The organism is Polynucleobacter sp. AP-Melu-500A-A1, assembly GCF_018882125.1.
GTDB lineage: Bacteria > Pseudomonadota > Gammaproteobacteria > Burkholderiales > Burkholderiaceae > Polynucleobacter.
Genome location: NZ_JACVOZ010000002.1, coordinates 578,671 through 599,613, shown reverse-complemented (window position 1 = coordinate 599,613; position 20,943 = coordinate 578,671). Strand labels below are relative to the sequence as shown.

The 20,943-nt window shown below is 45.5% G+C and carries 18 protein-coding genes, 1 tRNA gene and 1 pseudogene; 5 read left to right on the top strand and 15 right to left on the bottom strand.

From position 1 onward, the window contains the following. Positions 1 to 2: 2 nt before the first annotated feature. On the top strand, positions 3 to 3,620 hold the full coding sequence (dnaE, locus tag ICN38_RS06365; RefSeq protein WP_216256208.1) for a DNA polymerase III subunit alpha: 3,618 nt from the start codon (positions 3 to 5) through the stop codon (positions 3,618 to 3,620). Between the two features lie 10 nt (positions 3,621 to 3,630). Here dnaE and ICN38_RS06360 read toward each other — a convergent pair whose 3' ends face one another. Genes ICN38_RS06360 through ICN38_RS06350 form a run of 3 tightly spaced genes read right to left on the bottom strand, consistent with a single transcriptional unit; the run spans position 3,631 to position 6,322 of the window. Further along, positions 3,631 to 4,779 (bottom strand): glycosyltransferase family 9 protein, encoded by a 1,149-nt coding sequence (locus tag ICN38_RS06360; RefSeq protein WP_216256207.1) that lies wholly within the window; start codon positions 4,777 to 4,779, stop codon positions 3,631 to 3,633. A gap of 5 nt (positions 4,780 to 4,784) precedes the next feature. Beyond that, on the bottom strand, positions 4,785 to 5,564 hold the full coding sequence (locus tag ICN38_RS06355; protein WP_216256206.1) for a glycosyltransferase family 2 protein: 780 nt from the start codon (positions 5,562 to 5,564) through the stop codon (positions 4,785 to 4,787). Continuing rightward, positions 5,561 to 6,322 (bottom strand): glycosyltransferase family 2 protein, encoded by a 762-nt coding sequence (locus tag ICN38_RS06350; RefSeq protein ID WP_216256205.1) that lies wholly within the window; start codon positions 6,320 to 6,322, stop codon positions 5,561 to 5,563. Before ICN38_RS06350 ends, ICN38_RS06355 begins: the two co-directional genes overlap by 4 nt. 10 nt (positions 6,323 to 6,332) lie before the next feature. On the opposite strand from ICN38_RS06350, the gene msbA reads away from it, so the two are divergent. After that, a complete protein-coding gene (gene msbA, locus ICN38_RS06345) occupies positions 6,333 to 8,096 on the top strand; it encodes a lipid A export permease/ATP-binding protein MsbA (RefSeq protein ID WP_216256275.1) in 1,764 nt (587 codons plus the stop codon). Here the strand turns inward: msbA and rng are convergent. The 8 genes and pseudogenes from rng to ICN38_RS06305 form a co-directional block, all read right to left on the bottom strand. Further along, positions 8,093 to 9,556 (bottom strand): ribonuclease G, encoded by a 1,464-nt coding sequence (gene rng, locus ICN38_RS06340; RefSeq protein WP_216256204.1) that lies wholly within the window; start codon positions 9,554 to 9,556, stop codon positions 8,093 to 8,095. The genes msbA and rng overlap by 4 nt on opposite strands. Beyond that, positions 9,553 to 10,179, bottom strand: a complete 627-nt coding sequence (locus ICN38_RS06335) for a Maf family nucleotide pyrophosphatase (protein WP_216256203.1) — start codon at positions 10,177 to 10,179, stop codon at positions 9,553 to 9,555. The genes rng and ICN38_RS06335 overlap by 4 nt, the downstream gene beginning before the upstream one ends. Then, positions 10,172 to 10,615: a 23S rRNA (pseudouridine(1915)-N(3))-methyltransferase RlmH gene (rlmH, locus tag ICN38_RS06330; RefSeq protein WP_216256202.1), complete on the bottom strand. Its 444-nt coding sequence runs from the start codon at positions 10,613 to 10,615 to the stop codon at positions 10,172 to 10,174. The genes ICN38_RS06335 and rlmH overlap by 8 nt, the downstream gene beginning before the upstream one ends. A gap of 35 nt (positions 10,616 to 10,650) precedes the next feature. Further along, a pseudogene (rsfS, locus tag ICN38_RS06325) lies at positions 10,651 to 11,034 on the bottom strand (ribosome silencing factor); the annotation flags it as partial. Positions 11,035 to 11,079: 45 nt separating this feature from the next. Beyond that, entirely contained in the window at positions 11,080 to 11,760 is a 681-nt protein-coding gene (locus ICN38_RS06320; RefSeq protein WP_370624369.1) for a nicotinate-nucleotide adenylyltransferase, read from the bottom strand. 5 nt (positions 11,761 to 11,765) lie between these two features. Next, positions 11,766 to 12,677 carry an oxygen-dependent coproporphyrinogen oxidase gene (hemF, locus tag ICN38_RS06315; protein ID WP_216256273.1) on the bottom strand — a complete coding sequence of 304 codons (912 nt, stop codon included), beginning with the start codon at positions 12,675 to 12,677 and terminating at the stop codon, positions 11,766 to 11,768. Positions 12,678 to 12,727: 50 nt separating this feature from the next. Continuing rightward, entirely contained in the window at positions 12,728 to 14,005 is a 1,278-nt protein-coding gene (gene purD / locus ICN38_RS06310) for a phosphoribosylamine--glycine ligase (protein ID WP_216256200.1), read from the bottom strand. A gap of 46 nt (positions 14,006 to 14,051) precedes the next feature. Further along, a complete protein-coding gene (locus tag ICN38_RS06305) occupies positions 14,052 to 14,771 on the bottom strand; it encodes a YebC/PmpR family DNA-binding transcriptional regulator (protein ID WP_216256199.1) in 720 nt (239 codons plus the stop codon). Positions 14,772 to 14,923: 152 nt separating this feature from the next. Between ICN38_RS06305 and ICN38_RS06300 the strand changes: the two genes are divergently transcribed. Continuing rightward, positions 14,924 to 15,008: transfer RNA gene (locus ICN38_RS06300), tRNA-Leu, on the top strand. Positions 15,009 to 15,105: 97 nt separating this feature from the next. On the opposite strand, the gene ICN38_RS06295 is transcribed toward ICN38_RS06300, so the two are convergent. The 4 genes from ICN38_RS06295 to lptF form a co-directional block, all read right to left on the bottom strand. Next, positions 15,106 to 15,303 (bottom strand): hypothetical protein, encoded by a 198-nt coding sequence (locus ICN38_RS06295; protein ID WP_216256198.1) that lies wholly within the window; start codon positions 15,301 to 15,303, stop codon positions 15,106 to 15,108. Between the two features lie 100 nt (positions 15,304 to 15,403). After that, positions 15,404 to 16,345, bottom strand: a complete 942-nt coding sequence (locus ICN38_RS06290; RefSeq protein ID WP_216256197.1) for a CysB family HTH-type transcriptional regulator — start codon at positions 16,343 to 16,345, stop codon at positions 15,404 to 15,406. Between the two features lie 62 nt (positions 16,346 to 16,407). Next, positions 16,408 to 17,562 carry an LPS export ABC transporter permease LptG gene (gene lptG / locus ICN38_RS06285; protein WP_216256196.1) on the bottom strand — a complete coding sequence of 385 codons (1,155 nt, stop codon included), beginning with the start codon at positions 17,560 to 17,562 and terminating at the stop codon, positions 16,408 to 16,410. Continuing rightward, positions 17,559 to 18,686 (bottom strand): LPS export ABC transporter permease LptF, encoded by a 1,128-nt coding sequence (gene lptF, locus ICN38_RS06280; RefSeq protein ID WP_216256195.1) that lies wholly within the window; start codon positions 18,684 to 18,686, stop codon positions 17,559 to 17,561. Before lptF ends, lptG begins: the two co-directional genes overlap by 4 nt. A gap of 155 nt (positions 18,687 to 18,841) precedes the next feature. Here lptF and ICN38_RS06275 point away from each other — a divergent pair, with 155 nt between their 5' ends. Continuing rightward, entirely contained in the window at positions 18,842 to 20,446 is a 1,605-nt protein-coding gene (locus ICN38_RS06275; protein WP_370624373.1) for a leucyl aminopeptidase, read from the top strand. 30 nt (positions 20,447 to 20,476) lie between these two features. Next, entirely contained in the window at positions 20,477 to 20,941 is a 465-nt protein-coding gene (locus tag ICN38_RS06270) for a DNA polymerase III subunit chi (protein ID WP_216256193.1), read from the top strand. Positions 20,942 to 20,943 lie beyond the last annotated feature (2 nt).

Sequence of the window (20,943 nt, the reverse complement as noted above, 5' to 3'; positions counted from 1 at the left end):
TCATGGCTTTACCCCGTTTTGTACATCTTCGCCTCCATTCCGAGTTTTCAATTACGGATGGAGTCGTTCGCATTGACGATGCTGTAGCTGCAGCGGTCAAAGATGACATGGGCGCGCTTGCCCTAACCGATTTAAGTAACTTATTTGGCCTCATTCGCTTTTATACTGCCGCCCGTGCTGGTGGCATCAAGCCTATTGCTGGCGCAGATGTCTGGGTGAGCAATCCTCAGGATCCTGATCAGCCCTATCGTCTATTGTTGTTGGTGCAAAACCATTCTGGATATCTCAATCTTTGTCAGTTACTGAGTAGAGCCTCTTTAGATAATCAAACTCGTGGCCGTGCAGAAGTCAATATGGATTGGTTTAGTGAGCCCGCTGCCAAAGCAGAAGATAAGGCTGCTAAACGCACTCTCGCATTTGGTTTGATTGCACTCTCGGCAGGGCGCAATGGAGAAGTCGGTCTTGCATTGTTGGGTGGCCAAGAAGACCAAGCCAAGCAAGCTGCAATACGACTTGAAAAACTCTTTCCCAAATCCTTCTATATTGAGGTGCAACGCGGTGGACATCCTCAGGATGAAAAGCATTTGCAGAAGGCATGCCATTTAGCTAACGAGTTGGATTTGCCGGTAGTCGCAACCCATCCTGTGCAATTTATGCAAAAGAGTGACTTTACTGCGCACGAGGCTCGTGTGTGCATTGCTGAAGGTGAGTTACTCGGCAACCCACGTCGTCAGAAAAAATTTAATGATGAGCAATATTTTTTATCTCAAGCAGAGATGGAAAAACGGTTTGCTGATTTGCCCGTTGCTTTAGCCAATTCAGTTGAAATTGCTAAACGCTGTAATCTATCTTTAGTGCTCGGTCAACCCCGCTTACCTGATTTTCCGACACCACAAGGTGTCACCTTAGATGAGTACTTGATGGCACTCTCTGAGTCGGGACTTGAGCGACATATGGAGCGTAACTTTCCTGATGCGCAGGAGCGTGCTCAAGAGCAGAAACGTTATCACGATCGCTTAGTATTTGAAGTAAAGACTATTTCTCAAATGGGCTTTCCTGGCTACTTCCTGATTGTTGCTGACTTTATTAATTGGGCCAAAAATAATGGTGTACCTGTTGGGCCAGGCCGTGGATCTGGCGCAGGTTCTCTGGTGGCTTACTCCTTGGGTATTACAGACCTTGATCCATTACGCTACAACTTACTCTTTGAGCGTTTCTTAAACCCTGAGCGGGTATCGATGCCCGACTTCGATATCGACTTTTGCCAGCATGGTCGTGACCGCGTCATTCAGTATGTAAAAGATAAATACGGTAAAGATGCCGTTAGTCAGATCGCTACCTTTGGAACTATGGCAGCTAGGGCGGCAATTCGTGACGTGGGGCGTGTTTTAGAGCAGGGTTATAACTTTGTTGATGGTATCGCCAAACTTATCCCTAATAAGCCAGGTCAATATATGACTATTGATATGGCCAAGAAGGAAGAGAAGCAATTAGCAGAACGCGAAAAAAATGAAGATGAGGTTCGTCAATTACTCTCTCTGGCACAACAGTTGGAGGGGATGACCCGAAATGTCGGCATGCATGCTGGTGGCGTTTTAATTGCGCCAGGACGTCTGACCGATTTTTGTCCGCTTTATACGCAAGAAACAAAAGAGCAGGACAGTAGTTCAGTCATCAGTCAGTTTGACAAGGATGATGTAGAGGCGATTGGTTTAGTGAAGTTTGACTTCTTAGGCTTAACGACACTCACTATTTTGGCTGCTGCTGAGCGCTGGATTAAATCCTTACATGCCGAGCGAAAAGATTGGAGTATTAGCGACCTCTTGCTCGATGATGAAAAAGCCTTTGATCTTTTAAAGAGAGCAAATACGGTTGCAGTTTTCCAGTTAGAAAGTCGCGGCATGCAAAGCATGCTCCGAGAAGCAAAGCCTGACCGCTTTGAAGACATTATTGCGTTGGTAGCCCTGTACCGTCCGGGTCCAATGGATTTGATTCCGGACTTTATTGAACGTAAGCATGGTCGTCAAAAGGTGGAATATCCAGATCCCCGTATTGAGCCTGTTTTGCGAGAAACCTACGGCATCATGGTGTATCAAGAGCAGGTGATGCAGATGGCGCAGATGATCGGCGGCTACTCACTGGGTGGCGCGGATATGTTGCGCCGGGCGATGGGTAAAAAGAAACCAGAAGAAATGGCACAGCATCGCAAGATTTTTAGCGATGGTGCAAAAGTAGGTGGAATTTCAGAATTCAAGGCAAACGAGATCTATGACTTAATGGAACGTTTTGCTGGGTATGGATTTAATAAATCCCATGCAGCAGCTTACGCATTATTAGCTTATCAAACCGCTTGGCTCAAAGCCTATTACCCTGCTGAATTTATGGCAGCCAACTTATCACTCGCGATGGATGACACCGATAAGGTGAAGATTCTGTATGACGATTGCTTGGCGAACCAGATTCGGGTTTTTTCACCAGATATTAATACGGGGGTTTATGCGTTCACGCCTTTGCGCGCTCCCGATGCTGCACCTGATTCACCGATTAGTCATATCCGTTATGGATTGGGTGCGGTAAGGGGGACTGGTGAGGCAGCGATTGAGTCCATTGTTAAGGCGCGTGAGGCGGGTGGACCCTTTAAGGATTTATTTGATTTTTGTGCGCGGGTAGATCGCCGCCAAGTCAATCGTCGTGCGATTGAAGCCTTGATGCGTGCGGGGGCATTTGATAGTCTCTATCGCGATAGTATTCCTGCTGGTGGCAATCTCTATGACATTCGCTCTACGCTCTTAGCTTCCTTAGCAAGGGCCATTGAAGCAGCTGAGCAGGCAGAAGCATCGATTCATCAAGTGAGTCTCTTTGATGTTGCTGGTGAAGACAATCGCCATCTTCCTGAGTTGGTTCGTGAGCCAATCTGGTCTGAGAAAAAACGCCTGCAAGAAGAAAAAACAGCTCTCGGTCTTTGTCTAACAGGACATATGTTTGACGCTTATCGCGATGAAACTGCGCACTTTATTCGTCAGCCCTTATCTAAGATTACTGAGGGCAAGGATCAATTGATTGCTGGCATTATTACTTCAGCGCGAATGCTTACAGGTCAACGCGGCCGCATGATGATTGCGACGATCGATGATGGTACAGCAGCGCTGGAAGTTACGCTCTATAGCGAAGTATATGAACCTAATCGCTCTTGGTTGAAAGAGGATGAGTTATTGGTTGCCAAGGTCAATGTCACTCCGGATAAATTCTCAGGTGGAATGCGTATTGTGTCTGAGGGGGTAATGGATATCACTGGGGCTAGGATGCGTTTTGCACGCAATCTCCACGTTTGTATTGATACGGCAATAGATTTGAAAATACTCAGATCTCAAATCGGACCTTACCTAATGGCTAATCGTGTACGGGATCCTAAGTTAGGCCCTGCAGCTGCCGCCATTCCAGGATCGAATGATTCTGTTAAAGGTTTAATGCTCACTGCCGCAGTCACTACAAGCGGAGGCGCGTGTTTAATGCAGTTCCCAGAAGAATTGCGGATCTACCCAGATGATGCGTGTTTGCATAGTCTGAATCAGCTCTTGGCGTCTAAGCAAAGCAACCCAGTACAGGTTCAATACCTGTAAAGCGAAAGTACTATTGTTTTTTTAGGGCCAACTCAACTGCAGTAATTACCTGGCTAGGCTCTAGCAAGTCTAAGCACTCACTATTGCTATCAGCGCGATCTTCGCAGCCTGCTTTGCGGCAGGGAACGCATTCTCCAGGACCTTGAAGGATAGTGACATTGCCAACAGTTTGAGAGCGGGCACGCAATTGATAAGGCTGCTCTCCAATAAAGCCATTAGGCCAAGGGCCAAAATTGCTTGGAGGAGTTGCTCCAAATAAGGCGATGGTGGGAATATTACAAGCAGCGGCTAAGTGGGTGATTGAGGTATCAATCCCAATATAGATTTTTGCACCGCGTAATAGAGTCCCTGCCTGGGGAATCGATAACTGACCAGCGGTATCAATCACACTATTGCGAGTCTGCTCATGTAATAGCGACAGAATATCGCGATTGAGTTGTAGATCTTGTTTGGCAGGTGATGCGCTCAAGATAACCTGAAGACCTTGTTGAACAAGCCACTCAATCAGTTGCTGCCAATAAGCCAGAGGCCAGCGCTTGTAGGCAGTTAAAGGCCCTGGGTGCAGGACGGCATATGGCTGATTAAGGTGGCCAGCAATGAGGGGTGTAAGGGGTTCGCCTTCAGGGGGCGTGACAGAGATAGCCTCTTTAAATAAGTCACTAGGATTTTGATAGAACACTTCGAGCAGGCGCAGTTTTTCTGCAATCACATGCTGTGAAAAATAGTCTACTGTCACGTTGTGCATTGAAATGAACTTCTTCCAGGCGTTTTGCTTTTCAATTTTGGTATTGCCGCTATCCTTGCCTTGTGGATGTCCGCCTAAGACACCCACACGTCTGAATGCGGATACTAAACCATAAAGGTATGCACGATCACTGGGCTGTGTGACGATGGCTAAGTCATATCGCTGAAAAAGGCGATTAAAGAGGGAGAGGTATTGTGCAAAGTCTGGTCGATCGGAGGTTTCAATGATCTCACTAATATCAGGATTGCCTTTGAGCATATCTAATTTACCGCGATAGCCTAAAAAGTGAAATTGCGCATCGGGCCAGAGTTCGCGAGCTTTACTAATCAATGGGGTAGTGACAAGAACATCCCCAATTTGCCGGGTGGCAATGAATAATACTTTTTTTGGCTTTAGGGAAGAGAGAATCGTCATGACGTTTACATTGCCTTTGCTTGAATCATGGCACGGACTCGGCGTGCATTTTCAGCGGCATTTGTCTGATCATGAATTTCGTGAAAGAGGTGTAAGACTTCAGTAGACCATGAGCCTGATTTACGTTTAATGTGATGGCGTTGCAGACGAAATACGAAATCGGCATCTTCATGACCCCAGCCAGTCATAGTCTCATCAAAACCATTGATGGCTTTCGCATCCGCTTTCCAGCAAGCCATGTTGCAACCTTTAATACGGCGCCAGACAAATTTTTGATAGTCACGCCATGACCCATCTCCCAGTTTGATTTTTAATGGCCAGTATTTATTGATGCCGCCACTTAATCGATAAGTCAGTAATTTTTCTGTAAAGCGTTTGAAGTCCCAACTTGGCCAGGAGAGTAATTGAGTAGTGAGGCTTTGATCTAAGATAACCCGACTGCCTGTGACAAGATAACCTTTTTGGGCTAGAGCACGGTGGCGTGCCACAAAGTCAGGCTGAACAATACAGTCACCATCTAAAAATATCAGGTAGTCACCATGTGCTGCATCAATTGCTTGATTCAAAATCAGCGTTTTACGAAAACCTTGATCTTCTTGCCAAAGGTGATTGATCGTAATTGGATGCCCGTGTTTAATAGTCTCGATGAGTTGCTTGGTCTCTTGAGTAGATCCATCATCAGCAATGATGATTTCAAAATGGGTATCGGTTTGTGTGGCAAGGGACTCTAGACAGAGTTTGAGCGCTTGTGGCCAGTTATACGTGGCCAACAAAATCGAAATCATTTACCGGCATCCTGATGGAGTTGCCATAATTTCATATAGCGATAGTAGGTGCCTTGACCATTAGAAATAGCTAAAGCAAATCCTTGAGGGCCATCTAGAAAACCTGCTCGCAGAATATAAGTACGCACAAAAGCCCATATTCCATGTAGGACTGCCTTTAGGGGATTGCTCGTTTTACCTTGAGCAAATGCTTGCTCAGCCGAAGCAGTGGAATAGCGATTGAGTTTTTCGAGCACTTGCGCGTAATTCATAAAGCTGTAATGCAACATGGGATTTTTGAGTTTGGCTACTGTGCCCTGGGGAATAAGTCGCTCATGCACCACATCATCAGAAAAGCGGGCAGTACCCCGCTTAAAAAGTCGGTCTACATAATCAGGACTCCAACCGGAGTGCCGAATGAAGCGGCCGCAATACCAAGATAGGCGTGGAATGGCAAAGCAGTCCACATGGGCAGAATGGTGAATAGCGGTCAAGATTTCGGATTTGAGTGCTGGGGTCAGTCTTTCATCAGCATCTAGAGATAAGACCCAGTCGCAGGTGGCAAGGTCTAAAGCACGGTTCTTTTGGGGGCCAAAACCAGGCCAATCTATTGGGTAGGCCATTAGCGCGCCATGCTTATTGGCGATCTCTAGGGTTCGGTCAGTACTATTGGAGTCGACCACCACGATCTGCTGGGCAATCCCCTCCAGGGAGGCTAGGCAATCGTCCAAATTGGACTCTTCATTGCGAGTGATGAGTATGACTGATAAGGTGGGCATAATTCATTATATGAATGCTCAAGACCGAACTACCCTAAATCGCTTAATTCAGTATCTCAAACCCCATATTGGGCTGATTGTTGGCTCATTATTGTCTATGGTTCTGGTGGCTGGCTCAGAAACAGCTATTCCAGCCCTGATGAAGCCATTATTAGATCGGGGCTTTACGGGGGAGCTCAATGACAAGCTTTGGCAGGTCCCGGTTTTTTTGGTTGGTTTGGCAGTTATCCGTAGTTTGGCTCAATTTTTCTCAAACTATTTACTGACTCAGGTGATTAATTCAGTGCTCCTCAAATTACGGGAGCAAATGTTTCACACCCTATTACGGGCTAGAACCATTTTCTTTCAGCAAAATTCTGCATCCCATTTAATTAACGCCGTGGTCTTTGAAGTAAATAATATTCTCACCATCATGGGTGGGATGTTAATTAGCTTAGTACGAGACTCATTAACCGTTATTGGTTTGATTGGGTATCTGATTTATCTGAACTGGCAACTCACTTTATTGGTGTTAATCATTTTCCCAATCATTGCTTTCATCATGAGCAAGATAAATCGCCGCTTGCGGGCGCTCAATCGTGAGCAGCAAAGTTTGACAAGTGAGTTGGCGTATATCGTAGAAGAATCAGTAGCGGGTCATAAGATTGTGAAGGTACATGGTGCCGAGTCTTATGAGATGCAGCGCTTTATGGAAAAAGCGCATCGCTTGCGTCAATTTGCAATTAAGTCGGCTGTCGCTGGTGGCCTCAATCAACCCATTACCCAATTAATTGCATCAATTGCCTTATCGGTTGTCCTGGTGATTGCCTTGATGCAGTCCGCCACCCAGGGCACCACTGTCGGTGGCTTTGCCGCATTTATTACTGCCATGATGTTGGTGATCTCCCCATTGAAACATTTAGCTGACATTAATCAACCCTTACAACGTGGCCTGACTGCTGCGGAGATGATTTTCTCGCTCATGGATCAGCCTTTTGAAGAGGATGAAGACCGCAAGCTCAATATGAAATCTTTGGATAAAGCGAAGGGCGGTATTCGTTTTGAGGATGTTGGTTTTTCTTATCAGCAAGAGGCTGGTCGCCAAGATGCTTTGCGGGGAATTAACTTAAATATTGCGCCAGGTGAAGTGGTCGCCTTTGTTGGACCGTCTGGTGGCGGTAAATCCACCCTGGTGAATTTATTACCGCGTTTCTTTCAGCCCACCTCCGGCCATATTTTTTTAGATGACATACCGTTAGAGGATATTATCCTGGCAGATGTCAGAAGACAAATTGCTTTTGTGAGCCAAGACGTTGTGCTATTTAATGACAGCATTGCAGCAAACGTCGCCTATGGTGCTTTTGATGAGAATGGTATTGATCGTAATCGTGTGATGAAGGCATTAGAAGCTGCCAATCTCAGCGCTCTTATTAGTGAGTTACCTGAAGGTATTGATTCTATGGTGGGGGATAACGGTAATCGCCTCTCAGGTGGCCAGCGTCAACGTCTCGCTATTGCTAGAGCTATTTATAAAGATGCACCGATTCTGATTTTGGATGAGGCTACCTCGGCACTAGATTCAGAATCTGAGCGTCAAGTTCAGGATGCCTTAGAGCGCTTGATGGCTGGTAGAACAACTCTAGTCATTGCTCACCGCTTATCGACAATCGAGCATGCAAGTCGGATCGTTGTATTGGAACATGGCCAGATTATTGAAAATGGCTCACATGAGGAGCTCATTGGAAAAGATGGCCTCTATGCCAGCTTGCACCGTATTCAGTTTTCAAATAGCTAACTAAGTACAATATTGTATTGCTCTTGGCGGAAGCTACCTTCTGCTTGGAGCGTAATCGGTTTACCGATAAAGTCACCTAGCTGAGCTAAGAATTGATTCTCCTCCTCTAAAAAGAGATCAATCACATCTGGTGCAGCAACAATGCGGAACTCGCGAGGATTAAATTGACGATGCTCGCGCACAATCTCTCGCAAAATTTCATAGCAAATCGTTTGAGCAGTTTTGATTTCGCCTTTGCCCAGGCAGGTAGCGCAGGGCTCACAGGTGATATGGGCTAAAGATTCTCGAGTACGTTTACGCGTCATCTCGACTAAACCTAAAGCAGAAAAATCACTCACCGATGTGCGGGCATGATCACGCTCTAAGTTACGGTTCAGTTCATGTAAAACAGATTCTTGATGGTCTTTAGTGACCATATCAATGAAGTCAATGATGATAATTCCACCTAAATTGCGTAACCTCAATTGGCGTGCAATGGCTTGGGCAGCCTCTAGATTGGTTTTGAAGACGGTGTCATCTAAATTACGGGCACCAACATAACTACCAGTATTGACGTCAATCGTCGTCATTGACTCTGTTTGGTCAATCATGAGATAACCACCCGACTTGAGGTCTACTCTACGACCTAAGGCCTTATTGATTTCCGCATCGATATCAAACAAATCAAAGAGGGCACGCTCACCACGGTGCAATGTAAGCTTGCCTAATAAATTAGGCATATAGAGATTAGCAAAAGCCTTGAGCTTTTCAAAATTCTCAGCGGAGTCCACTCGAATTTGGATAGTTTGCTCACCCGCGACATCGCGTAGTACTCGCTCAGCTAAGCTTAAATCTTGATATAGCAAACTAGGAGCTGCATGGTGATTCATTGCCTCACGGATGTTTTCCCAGGTGGTGCGAAGGTAATGCATATCGTGTTGCAGTTCAGTATCCGAGGCATCTTGCGCACTCGTGCGCACAATAATGCCCCCTTTTTCATCAGCCGCCATTAAACCAGCAAGACGCGTCTTGATAGCTTCACGCTCTTCTGGTTGCTCAATGCGCTGAGATACTCCAATATATTTTTCAGTACTAGTATCGCTTCCAGCAGGCGGTAAATACACTAGATTGCGACCGGCAATACTAAGTTGGGTAGTGAGGCGAGCGCCTTTGGTTCCTAAAGGATCTTTTAATACTTGCACTAGAAGAGTCTGTCCTTCAAAAAGCAATTTTTCAATTTGGGCGCTTGGATTGTTTTGAGTGATATCGGCGACGTGCATAAAAGCTGTGCGCTCAAGACCAATTTCAATAAAGGCCGATTGCATCCCTGGTAAAACACGTACTACTTTTGCTAAATAGATATTGCCAACTATTCCGCGTTGACGAGTACGCTCAATTTGTAATTCTTGAACGGCACCTTGCTGAATTAAAGCGACACGTGTCTCTTGCGGAGTAATGTTAATGAGAATCTCTTCGTTCATATGCGGGTCACTTGGGCACGATCGAGTAGTTGGGTGGTTTCAAATAAAGGTAATCCCATGATACCGCTATAGCTCCCCCGAATCGAGGGGATAAAAGTGCCGCCCAATCCCTGGATACCATAAGCACCTGCCTTACCAAAGGGCTCGCCACTCGCTATATAGGTATCGATTTGGGCAGAGCTCAGATTGGCAAATTGCACTTCAGAAACTTGCACTAGACAAATCGGCTGTTCTGCCGGCGCTAGGGTGATGGCGACAGCAGTGAGTACTTCATGAGTCTTGCCGCTGAGTATTTTCAGAATACGCGCAGCATCTGCGGCATTGCTAGGCTTACCCAAAATTTCTCCATCGATGCTATTGGGCAGACTCACGGTGGTATCGGCGCATAAAATAGGTGCCCATGGGAGCTGTTTGTTTTGCCAACGCGCTAAGGCGGCGATACTTTTGGCAATCGTGACACGCTCAACATAGGCGCGGGCTTTTTCATGCGGTAGAGCTTCTTCGATACTCTCACTATCTTCTTTCGGATTGGGGGTGAGCATTTCAAAGCGTACCCCAATCTGCTTTAATAACTCTTGGCGGCGTGGACTTTGTGATGCCAGGTAGATGAAGGTATTACTCACGATGGTAGGGGTGACCTTGCAAAATAGTCCAGGCGCGATAAAGTTGCTCCACTAGTAAGACTCTTGCCATGGCGTGGGGTAATGTTAAGCTTGAAAGTCGCCACATAGCCCCGGCATTTTCTTTCAGGCTGGCATCTAATCCATCTGCGCCACCAATCAGAAAGGTAATATCAATACCCTCTTGGCGCCAGGTGGCTAATTGGGTCGCTAGATTTTGAGTACTTTGATCCTTGCCCCGTTCATCTAGGGCAATGACTCGTGAGCCTTTTGGAATCGCGCTAGTAATTTTGATGGCTTCTTTGGCAGGAGTGAGATCAGGCTTAATCTCTTTGATATCAATACTGCAATCTGCAGGCATACGCTTGATGTAATCCTGGGTTGCAGTAGCAACCCAATCTGGCATCTTATGACCAACTGAAACAATCGTTAAGCGCATTGATAAATGCTTTGTATGGAATACAAGACGACTTACTCGTCGTCTGGTCCGCTAGCTTTGACAAGTCCTTTATCGCCAGCCAACTTTACGCGTACGGGTTTCGCACCCCACATGCCTTCTAATTGATAGTAGGAACGTAACATCGGTTGCAAGATGTGGACAACAATATCGCCGCAATCTACTAGGACCCATTCACCAGTTTCAAGACCCTCTACAGAGATCACTTCGCCGCCTTTAGCATTGACATCTTCTTTAACAGACATCGCCAAGGAGCGTGTTTGGCGATTACTGGAGCCGGTGGCAATAATGACGCGATCAAATAATTCACTTAATTTAGTGGTGTCATATACGCGAATATCTTGCGCTTTGACATCCTCTAGAGCGTCAATGATGACGCGTTGTAATTTTTTTAAGTCCATGGTTTCTCAGTAGTAATTTTTCTATTAAGGGTGATCTTAGCTTGATTATTGGTACAAGCCCAGATTTGTAATGATTTGTAGGGTATGAGATGGGATCTGATCAGGTTCAATCAAATTTCGGTCAGATGTTTTTAGGCGATTTCGAAGGTCTGTTGAGGATAGGTCGACAGATAGGCTCTCATCAATGTAGATGAGGCCATAAGGTGTAGTTTCAAGGGCGCTGAGGTCTTGGGTTTGACGTTCTTGCAAGATCTTGCGGATTTCAGGGCTCATTTCAGTTGCAAGCTCGTAATTTGGTCTGCTTGCTACTGCAAAGTTCATGTAATGGAATAAGTCTTGCCAAGCATTCCATGTGGGTAGATGGATCAGCGAATCTACCCCAGTTAACCAAATCAAATTGGCTTTTGGACCATAGCGCTCACGAAGAGATTTAGCGGTATCGATGCTGTAACTGGGTCCGGCACGTTCAATCTCGAGACGATCAATACCAATTTGTGTGGGTATCTTGAGGTAGAGCAGTGCTCTTGCTAAATCAATGCCCGCTGCTTCAGTCAGTTGAAAACGGATTTCAGCAGCAGTGATATCAGAACCCTTTTGCCAGGGCTCACCGCTTGGAATGAGTAATAACTCATCTAAATTTAGTAATTTAGCAAAATGAATAGCGAGCTTCAGATGGCCAATATGCGGGGGATCAAATGTCCCCCCTAAAATCCCAATTTTTTTCACAGCACTCAAGCTAGCCAATCGCGGGGTTTGAGATAGTAGTCATACAGCCTAGCCTCAGGTGTACCGGGTTCTGGTTGCCAGTTGTACCACCACTGAACTACTGGAGGCATTGACATCAGGATAGACTCAGTGCGTCCACCAGAGTGCAATCCAAAGATCGTCCCTCTATCAAAGATGAGGTTGTACTCGACATAACGACCACGACGATATTCTTGGAAGGCTTTTTCTTCGGCTGTAAATGGATCCTGGTAGCGACGCTGAATAATGGGCAAATAAGCATTGATGAATGAGTCCCCAAGGGCGCGTGTCATTGCAAAACTTTTTTCAAAACCAAATTCATTAAAGTCATCAAAGAAAACCCCACCAATGCCACGAGGCTCTTCCCGATGCTTTAAATAAAAATACTCATCACACCATTTTTTAAAGCGCGGATAGAGTTCATCGCCAAAGGGATCTAATGCATCTTTAGCAGTTTGATGAAAGTGCCTGCAATCTTCGTCAAACCCATAGTAGGGTGTTAGGTCAAAGCCGCCACCAAACCACCATACTGGCTCTTTATCGGGAGCTTGTGCGAGAAAGCAGCGCACGTTCATATGAGTGGTTGGAGCTTTGGGATTATTTGGGTGAAATACTAATGACACTCCCATGGCTTCAAAGCTTCGTCCAGCAACTTCTGGTCGATGATGCGAGGCGGAAGGGGGCATTTGATCACCGCGCACATGCGAGAAACCAACGCCACCTTTTTCTAAAATATTCCCATGATCCAAGATGCAAGTACGGCCATAACCTTTGAGTTTGCTGTCTTCAGGTTTATGCCATTCATCTGCTACAAAGGCTTTTCCATCTAATGCGCTCATAGCACTAGTAATGCGATCTTGTAGCCCTAGAAAATAATCCTTCAGGACCGCGATATCGATTTGGGTATGTTGAGCTGTCAAGTGATTGAACTTTTAAGTAAGATTTAGGATTATTTAATAGCGCGATAGCCAATATCTTGACGATATTGCATCCCATCAAATTTAATTACTTCAATGACGTCATAGGCCTTTTGCTGTGCACCGCGTACGGTGTCGGCTAAGCCTACTACGCACATAACGCGACCACCTGAAGTAAGCAATTTTCCATCCTGTAATGTAGTTCCTGCATGAAAAGTGATTTGATCTTCAGTATCTGCTGGTATACCAGTGATCACATCGCCATTACGTGGGGTGTCTGGATAGTTGTGAGCTGCGAGCACCACACCTAAGGCGGTACGGCGATCCCATTCAAGCTCAACTTCATTGAGCGTGCCATCGACTGCATGATCGAGGGCATTGACAAGATCGCTACGCAGGCGCGCCATAATTGGCTGTGTCTCTGGATCACCCATTCGGCAGTTAAATTCTAAAGTTTTGATTTTTCCATCTGGAGTAATCATGAGGCCAGCATACAAGAAGCCAGTATATGGAATGCCATCAGATTCCATACCTTTAACGGTAGGCATGATGACTTCACGTAAGGCGCGAGCATGAATCTCAGGTGTCACAACTGGCGCAGGGGAGTAAGCACCCATACCACCAGTATTTGGACCTTGGTCTGCATCGAGTAAACGCTTGTGATCTTGACTAGTAGCAAGCGCTAAGACATTTTTTCCATCTACTAAGACAATGAAGCTAGCCTCTTCACCTGTTAAAAATTCTTCAATCACCACGCGGGCGCCAGCATTGCCTAATTTGTTGTCCGCTAGCATCATATCTACCGCTGCATGAGCCTCTGCTAAGCTCATTGCCACAACCACACCTTTACCAGCTGCTAAACCGTCAGCCTTAATGACAATTGGCGCGCCTTTGGCGTCAATATAGGCATGAGCCTCTAATACGCTAGAGAAGGTTTGATAGTCCGCAGTTGGAATGCCGTGACGCTTCATAAAAGCTTTAGAAAAGTCTTTAGAAGATTCCAGTTGTGCTGCTAGTTGTGTTGGCCCAAAGATACGTAGGCCATTATTGCGGAAAACATCCACAATCCCAGCGGCCAATGGCGCTTCAGGACCCACAACGGTCAAGTGAATGTTCTCTCGTTTGGCAAAATCCGCTAACTCTTGCAATCCAGTAATGGGCAGATTTTGAATATTTGCTGTAGCTTGTTTGGCTGTAGCAATACCACCATTACCAGGTGCTACAAATACGGTTTGCACCTGAGGTGATTGGGCGAGTTTCCATGCTAAAGCATGTTCGCGTCCGCCAGATCCGATTAATAGAATTTTCATAGCAAGCTGTCAATATTAATTATTATTGATGAGAGATGTAAGAGACTTAAAGCTCAGCATTCGTATAGACATCTTGAACATCGTCTAAATTTTCAAGCGCATCTAGTAACTTCTGCATACTTTCTGCTTGGTCACCTGTAAGAGCAATTTCAGTTTCAGGGCGCATGGCAACAGTGGCAAGCTCAGGCTTGAGACCTGCTTTAGTAATCGCATCTTGCACTTTAGAAAAGTCAGGAACAGGAGTCAAAACTTCAAGCGAGCCATCATCATGCGTAATGACATCATCTGCGCCAGCATCTAAGGCTAATTCCATGATTTGTTCTTCATTAGCGCCTGGAGCAAATAGCATTTGGCCACAGTGTTTAAATAAGAACGCCACCGAACCCTCAGTGCCCATGTTGCCCCCATTTTTATTAAAAGCATGGCGCACTTCAGCAACAGTTCGAGTACGGTTATCAGTTAAGCAATCCACAATCACTGCTGCACCATTAATGCCATAGCCTTCGTAGCGAATTTCTTCGTAGCTCACACCTTCAAGGGAACCCGTACCACGCTGAATCGCTCTTTGCACATTATCGTTGGGCATGTTGGAATCTTTGGCTTTATCAATTGCCAGGCGTAAACGCGGATTAGTTCCAATATCACCACCACCTAGTTTGGCAGCAACGGTAATTTCCTTGATGAGCTTGGTCCAAATCTTGCCGCGTTTTTCGTCTTGACGACCTTTGCGGTGTTGAATATTGGCCCATTTTGAATGGCCGGCCATGCGGGTAAGTCCTTTTAGTAATTTGGCTACAAGACCTCATTTTAAGGGGTTCTGGCACCAAGGTAGGGGATCATTACCCAATTTTTGTTACACTCTCAAGTCTTAACAGTAACAAAGCAATCAAGTTAGCAGAATTTCCACTGCAAACACCTGCCTCGGTGATGGAATTGGTAGACGTGCCGGACTCAAAATCCGGTGCCGCAAGGCGTGGCGGTTCGAGTCCGCCCCGAGGCACCAATATTTAATACTGCCCGTGCAGGGCATATTCTTTTTAATTCAAGCTAAGCTTGGTAATACTAGGTCTTATAGACAGCGACTCTGGATTTATAAAATATTAGCGTGTCACTATCAATTTTTGGGTGACCTGTTCTTTGGTGCCACTACCTAACAGTTTATCGCGACCACGAATTAAATTTGGCTTTACTTTAGCCCATTGCTTATCAGTAAATGGACGAGAATCCGGATCAGAGTTTGCGGCCTTGGTAATTGTTGCATCTTCTTTTGCAGTGGGCCTAATTAATTTCTTCTTCATATTTAATATTATCCCGGAAGTTTGCTTTTCTGAGACTAATAATTCTTCTGCCAAGATCCCAATACGATGACAGCTAGGGCTATGGATGAATGTCCAAGTCCTAAATTTCGTAAGTCTCTGATCCGCTAGTCATTGCCTGCTCGACAATTTTCTTGGTCAGCGTTGGAGAGAAGAGCTCAATAAAGGTGTAAACAAAAGAGCGTAGATAAGCGCCTTGCTTTACACCAAGGTGAGTCACGTTATTGCCGAACAAGTGGCCCACAGGAATCACTTTGAGATTGCGGTCTTTATCTGCATCGTAGGCCATGCCCGCGACGATACCTACACCCATGCCAACTTCCACATAGGTTTTAATCACGTCAGCATCAATTGCTTCTAAGATGATGTCAGGACTCAAGCTACGTTGTGCAAAAGCAGCATCAATCTTGCTGCGTCCTGCAAAAGCCCGGTCGTAAGTAATGATGGGGTATTTAGCAATCTCTTCAAGCGTTACCGTTGCTTGATTTAATAGGGGGTGACTCAATGGCACCATGAGTACATGCTGCCATTGAAATCCTGGTAATGCCAACACTCCAGGGGTATTGGCAATACCTTCAGTGGCAATAGCGATATCTGCACGATCATGAATAAGTAACTCGGCAATTTGTCCTGGACTTCCCTGTTGAATACTCACCCGTACCTTTGGGAAGCGCTTTGTAAATTCAGTAAGCACTTTCGGTAAAGCATAACGCGCTTGGGTGTGGGTTGTAGCAATGACAAAGTTGCCTTGGTCTTGACTAGCAAAGTCTTTGCCAACACGCCTGAGTGTTTCAACCTCATCCAGAATGCGCTCAATCGAACTCAAAATCCGTTTCCCAGGCTCAGTCAGGGATCGGATTCGTTTCCCGTGGCGGCGAAAGATTTCAACGCCTAATTCATCTTCAAGTTCAATGATGGCTTTTGAAACCCCTGGTTGAGAAGTAAATAGTGCCTTGGCAGCAGTAGTGAGGTTGAAGTTTTGACGAACGGCTTCCCGGACAAAACGAAATTGGTGCAGATTCATGAGGATTCCTATCCATATATCTACAAAGATATAGAAATGAAATTCTAAATGATTTTTGGGTATTAAGCCTTAGAAACCCAGCGCAAGCCTGCTAAGGCCAACAAGAAGTAGAGCAGTGGCGGTAGGAGTGCGGTGAGCAATGCTGGCCAGGACCCCAGTAAGCCCACGTTTGAGAAAAGCGAGTTAAAGAGTTGAAAACTCATCCCCAGCATGATCCCGCCAAATACTTTAATGCCAACGCTACCAGCGCGAACCTTGAGGTAGGCAAATGGCAAAGCCAAGGTCAACATGACAAAAATAATAAAGGGGTACACCACTTTTTTCCAAAAGGCGATCGAGTGACGCTGTGCATCTTGTTTGTTTTCGCGTAAGTGTGCAATGAAGCGTCCTAGGCTAACAATGGACATTTTTTCCGGGCTAATGAGCAGCACATTCAGAATTTGAGGAGTAACTTCGGACATTAAGGTGACGGTTGGATGTTTTAAGGTTTGCGAGGCGAAAACAGGATTTAAAGGATCGGACTGCTTTGTTTCTTTAAAGCGGGTTTCGGTAACATCATTGAGAACCCAGGTTCCTGATTGGTCAAAGAGTCCTGATACTGCAGTTCTGATAGAGAGGAGGTGAAAGACATCATCAAACTCATACATTCGGATATTACGGATTTCATTGTCTTTATCAATTTTTCCAACGTTGACATAGCGCACGCCTGGGCGAACAGGACCACTGCCATCTTCATCACGTAGGCGATCTTTGACCCAAACACCTGTTCTAAATTGCGAGGAGAAAGAAGAGCCTAAGGCCTTCATCCGAATTTGATCAGACTTGGCTTCCGAGTAGGGGCCTAGCCATTCACTCATGATTAGAGTCAGAATGATCAACGGGATGGCAATTTTGGCAAGTGTAAGTAAGCCCCTCTTAACATCTAAGCCAGCAATACGTAAAATCGTAAATTCGGATTGACTTGCCAGCATTGCAAAGACATAAATACTGCCAATTAGGCTGGCTATAGGAATGATCTCAGAGATACGGCTTGGTGCTTTAAGTAATACATGTAATAGGGCTAGCGGCAAAGTGTATTGACCTTGAACTGAGCCGAGTTCACTCAAAATATCAAAGAATAGAAATAGGGCAACCAGAGCAAATAGGATAAATCCAAAAGCCGCATAAATCTGCTTAGCTAAATAGCGCTCAAAAATATAGGGAAAAATTAGCTTCATTTTTGAACTTTTTGATTTCCATATGAGGTAGGAAGCTGGCGTCGCCACCACTTAATCGAAGGGTTAATTCGATTGCGTATCAGCGCAACAGCAATGAGCAGTGCAAATAGATGAATAGGCCAAACCCCTATAAATACATCGATCTTCCCTTGAGCAACAAAGTTTTGCGTTAGGTTGAGTAGATTGCTGTAAATCAGATAGATCAATACTGCATAGAACATCGCGGTATAGCTACCCAACCTTGGGTTGACGTATGCAAGGGGTATGGCAATTAAGACTAAGCCTAAGGCCATCAGCGGCAGTCCAATACGCCATAAGAGCTCGGCACGATTGGGGTTGATCGCAAGGGGACTAGGATCATTTAGCAGCTCAGTGATGGTCTTTTCTCGGTCACGTGGCGCAGGTGCCATAGCATCTTCACTGCGGATCTTAGTGGTGTATTCGTCAAATTCCAGAATTCTAAAATTGGGCTCGGTTGGGTTACCTTCATATCGACGGCCAGTATGAAGAACGATGGACTTCTCGCCGCCCTCGGCATTTTGGATGTATCCAGTGGAGGCCACGGCAATACTTAAGCGCCCATTTTTATTGTCGGCTACAAAAATATTCTTCACTTCACTTTTATCGACATCTAATTCTTCAATGAAAAAGACACGTTCTGCTTTAGCCGACTCTTTAAATTGCCCAGCAGTCACCATCGACACATCATCACGTTGTTGGAAGCGCTGACTGATTAATGTGGATTCACGGTTTGCCCAAGGCCAAACAAATAGGGCTAATAAAGCAATGATGATGATGAGGGGGATAGCGAATTGCAGAATAGGGCGGATGAAACTGGTAACACTCAAGCCGCTTGCAAACCACACAATCATTTCAGAGTCTTTATACCAACGTACCAAGACAATCAGGGTTGCCACAAATAGAGAGACTGTTAATAGCACTGCCAAATAGCCCAAAGTTGCCAAAGCAATCAGGACCAATGCATCTTCAGGGTTAACTGCACCATTTGCCGCAAAACCCAAAATACGAATCACCAGAGAGGTGATCATGATGGTGACTAAAACCAAAAAGACCCCGCCAGTCGTAAAACTGAGTTCTCGGCGAAGGGCTTGTTTAAAAATCATGGGCGGATATTGGATCGGTATTGGGCAGGATTTGGAGGTGGCAAATAGCTTATATTGGTGACTATACGGATGTTGATCTTCATGTCGGAGGATAATGGATAAATATCCTTTAACCCCTTTGAATTTACTTATTAATAACGCATTAAATTATGACAATTCACTTTAGTACCAAGATTTTCCCCCAAGCTGAGCTGGGGAATCAAAAATCCCTTAAATCTAGCCTCAACACCCTTTTGGCTCAAGCCACCGATTGCTTGGTATTGGCTTATTCCAAGGCAGACCTGAAAGACTTTGGAAGCGGTAAAGCTGCCAAGGCAAAACTCGGACTTTTAGCAGAGCTAGATCAACTATTGGGTGGTTCGATTAGTAATGCAAATATAGTGGGTGATCTTGATGCAAAGCAGGCTTCAGTTTGCGTATTACGCGCTGAAAAATCTTGGAGCGCAAATGGGGTAAAAGCAAAACGGGTTTTATTGGTTAGCTTAGGTGATTTGCATCTCTCGAACGATCGTAGTTTGACCGCTTACTCCAAGATTGCCCGCGCAGCATTAAAGGCCCTTAGTGGTAGCTCAATTGAAAATGCACTTTGGTTTATCCCAAGTTTTTCTCTTGCACATCACGCAAGCTTTATTGCTGATGAAGTACGTTTGACGATTCAGTATGCTGGCGATCAGGCTTATCGCTTTGGTGTGCGTCAACCCGCTATGAAATTTAAAGTAAAAGACCATGCAGATACTCTCAAGCATCTGATATTCGCTGGTAATAATGCTTGTAGTAAACAATTAAAGGATGCGGTTATCCAAGGTATTGCGATGGTCGAGGGTATGAACCTAGCAAAAGATTTAGGTAATCTTCCACCCAATATCTGTACCCCAACCTATTTGGGTAAAACAGCGCAGAGCTTGAGTAAGAAGACCAGCCTGAAGGTTGAGGTTTTGGGTCGTAAGCAAATTGAAGCATTGGGTATGGGTTCCTTTTTATCGGTAACTCAGGGCTCAGATACTCCTCCACAATTTATCGTGATGCGTCATCAAGGTGGTAAGGCTGGTGAAGCTCCCACAGTACTCGTTGGTAAAGGGATTACTTTTGATACTGGCGGTATTTCATTAAAGCCTGGCGAAGCAATGGATGAGATGAAATACGACATGTGTGGCGCCGCATCTGTGATCGGTACGATGTATGCTGCTGCCCTCATGAAGCTCAAGAAAAATATTATCGGCGTAGTGCCAAGCTGTGAAAATATGCCTTCTGGTAGTGCAACACGTCCTGGCGATATTGTGAAAAGTATGTCTGGTCAGACGATTGAGATATTGAATACCGATGCTGAGGGCCGTCTGATTCTTTGTGATGCGCTTACGTATGTCGAGCGCTTTAAACCAAAAGCGGTCATTGATGTGGCTACCCTAACGGGTGCTTGCATTATTGCTTTAGGCCATGTTCATAGTGGTTTGTTCTCGGATGATGAGGACTTAGTGAGCGCCTTGACTAAGGCTGGTCAAGTTTCTTTGGACACGGTATGGCGCTTGCCTTTAGATGCGGCTTACCATGAGCAACTGAAATCGAATTTTGCTGATGTAGCCAATATTGGGGGGAGGCCTGCTGGCAGTGTGACTGCGGCTTGTTTTCTTTCTCGCTTTACAGAAAAATACAAGTGGGCTCACTTAGATATCGCTGGGACTGCCTGGAAGAGTGGTGCTGCTAAGGGCTCAACCGGCCGACCAGTCCCCTTACTCCTCAATTACTTGCTTGAGCAAAGCTAAGTTTCCAATAGGGCGCTTAGTACATTAATCATGGCTCGCATTGATTTTCACAGCAATGTTGCTGATAAGTTGCAATATGCCTGTCGTCTAATTCGCAAGATTTGGAGTGAGACTCCGAGCGGTCAAGCTGTTCGCAATATTGTGATGGTAGGTGAGAAGGCTGACCTACTAAAGCTTGATGAATTACTTTGGGCTTTTAGTAGTACTGATTTTTTGCCGCATTGCTTTATCGATGACGAAGCTGCAGCTGAAACCCCCATCGTTCTCACGGATGATTTTTCTGCTATCGCCCTAAATCAGATTCCCCACGCCGATATCATGATTCATATTGGGATGACTATGCCTCAAGATGTTGCTGCTTTACTTATGCGCTTTCCCAGAATTGTGGAGGTGGTAACAGTGAATGAGGCAGAGCGCCTGGCAGGGCGAGAGCGATATAAGGCCTATCGAGACCTAGGTCATGAGCTGCATAACTTCGATCAGTCCAAGCGCTAATC

Excerpts from the sequence above, each read along its gene's own strand:
- ICN38_RS06270 (WP_216256193.1), top strand. The coding sequence starts at position 20,477 with ATGGCTCGCATTGATTTTCACAGCAATGTTGCTGATAAGTTGCAATAT.
- lptF (WP_216256195.1), bottom strand. The coding sequence starts at position 18,686 with ATGATTTTTAAACAAGCCCTTCGCCGAGAACTCAGTTTTACGACTGGC.
- ICN38_RS06360 (WP_216256207.1), bottom strand. The coding sequence starts at position 4,779 with ATGACGATTCTCTCTTCCCTAAAGCCAAAAAAAGTATTATTCATTGCC.
- ICN38_RS06355 (WP_216256206.1), bottom strand. The coding sequence starts at position 5,564 with ATGATTTCGATTTTGTTGGCCACGTATAACTGGCCACAAGCGCTCAAA.
- rng (WP_216256204.1), bottom strand. The coding sequence starts at position 9,556 with ATGAACGAAGAGATTCTCATTAACATTACTCCGCAAGAGACACGTGTC.
- ICN38_RS06295 (WP_216256198.1), bottom strand. The coding sequence starts at position 15,303 with ATGAAGAAGAAATTAATTAGGCCCACTGCAAAAGAAGATGCAACAATT.
- msbA (WP_216256275.1), top strand. The coding sequence starts at position 6,333 with ATGAATGCTCAAGACCGAACTACCCTAAATCGCTTAATTCAGTATCTC.
- dnaE (WP_216256208.1), top strand. The coding sequence starts at position 3 with ATGGCTTTACCCCGTTTTGTACATCTTCGCCTCCATTCCGAGTTTTCA.
- ICN38_RS06350 (WP_216256205.1), bottom strand. The coding sequence starts at position 6,322 with ATGCCCACCTTATCAGTCATACTCATCACTCGCAATGAAGAGTCCAAT.
- lptG (WP_216256196.1), bottom strand. The coding sequence starts at position 17,562 with ATGAAGCTAATTTTTCCCTATATTTTTGAGCGCTATTTAGCTAAGCAG.
- rlmH (WP_216256202.1), bottom strand. The coding sequence starts at position 10,615 with ATGCGCTTAACGATTGTTTCAGTTGGTCATAAGATGCCAGATTGGGTT.
- ICN38_RS06290 (WP_216256197.1), bottom strand. The coding sequence starts at position 16,345 with ATGAATCTGCACCAATTTCGTTTTGTCCGGGAAGCCGTTCGTCAAAAC.
- purD (WP_216256200.1), bottom strand. The coding sequence starts at position 14,005 with ATGAAAATTCTATTAATCGGATCTGGCGGACGCGAACATGCTTTAGCA.
- ICN38_RS06305 (WP_216256199.1), bottom strand. The coding sequence starts at position 14,771 with ATGGCCGGCCATTCAAAATGGGCCAATATTCAACACCGCAAAGGTCGT.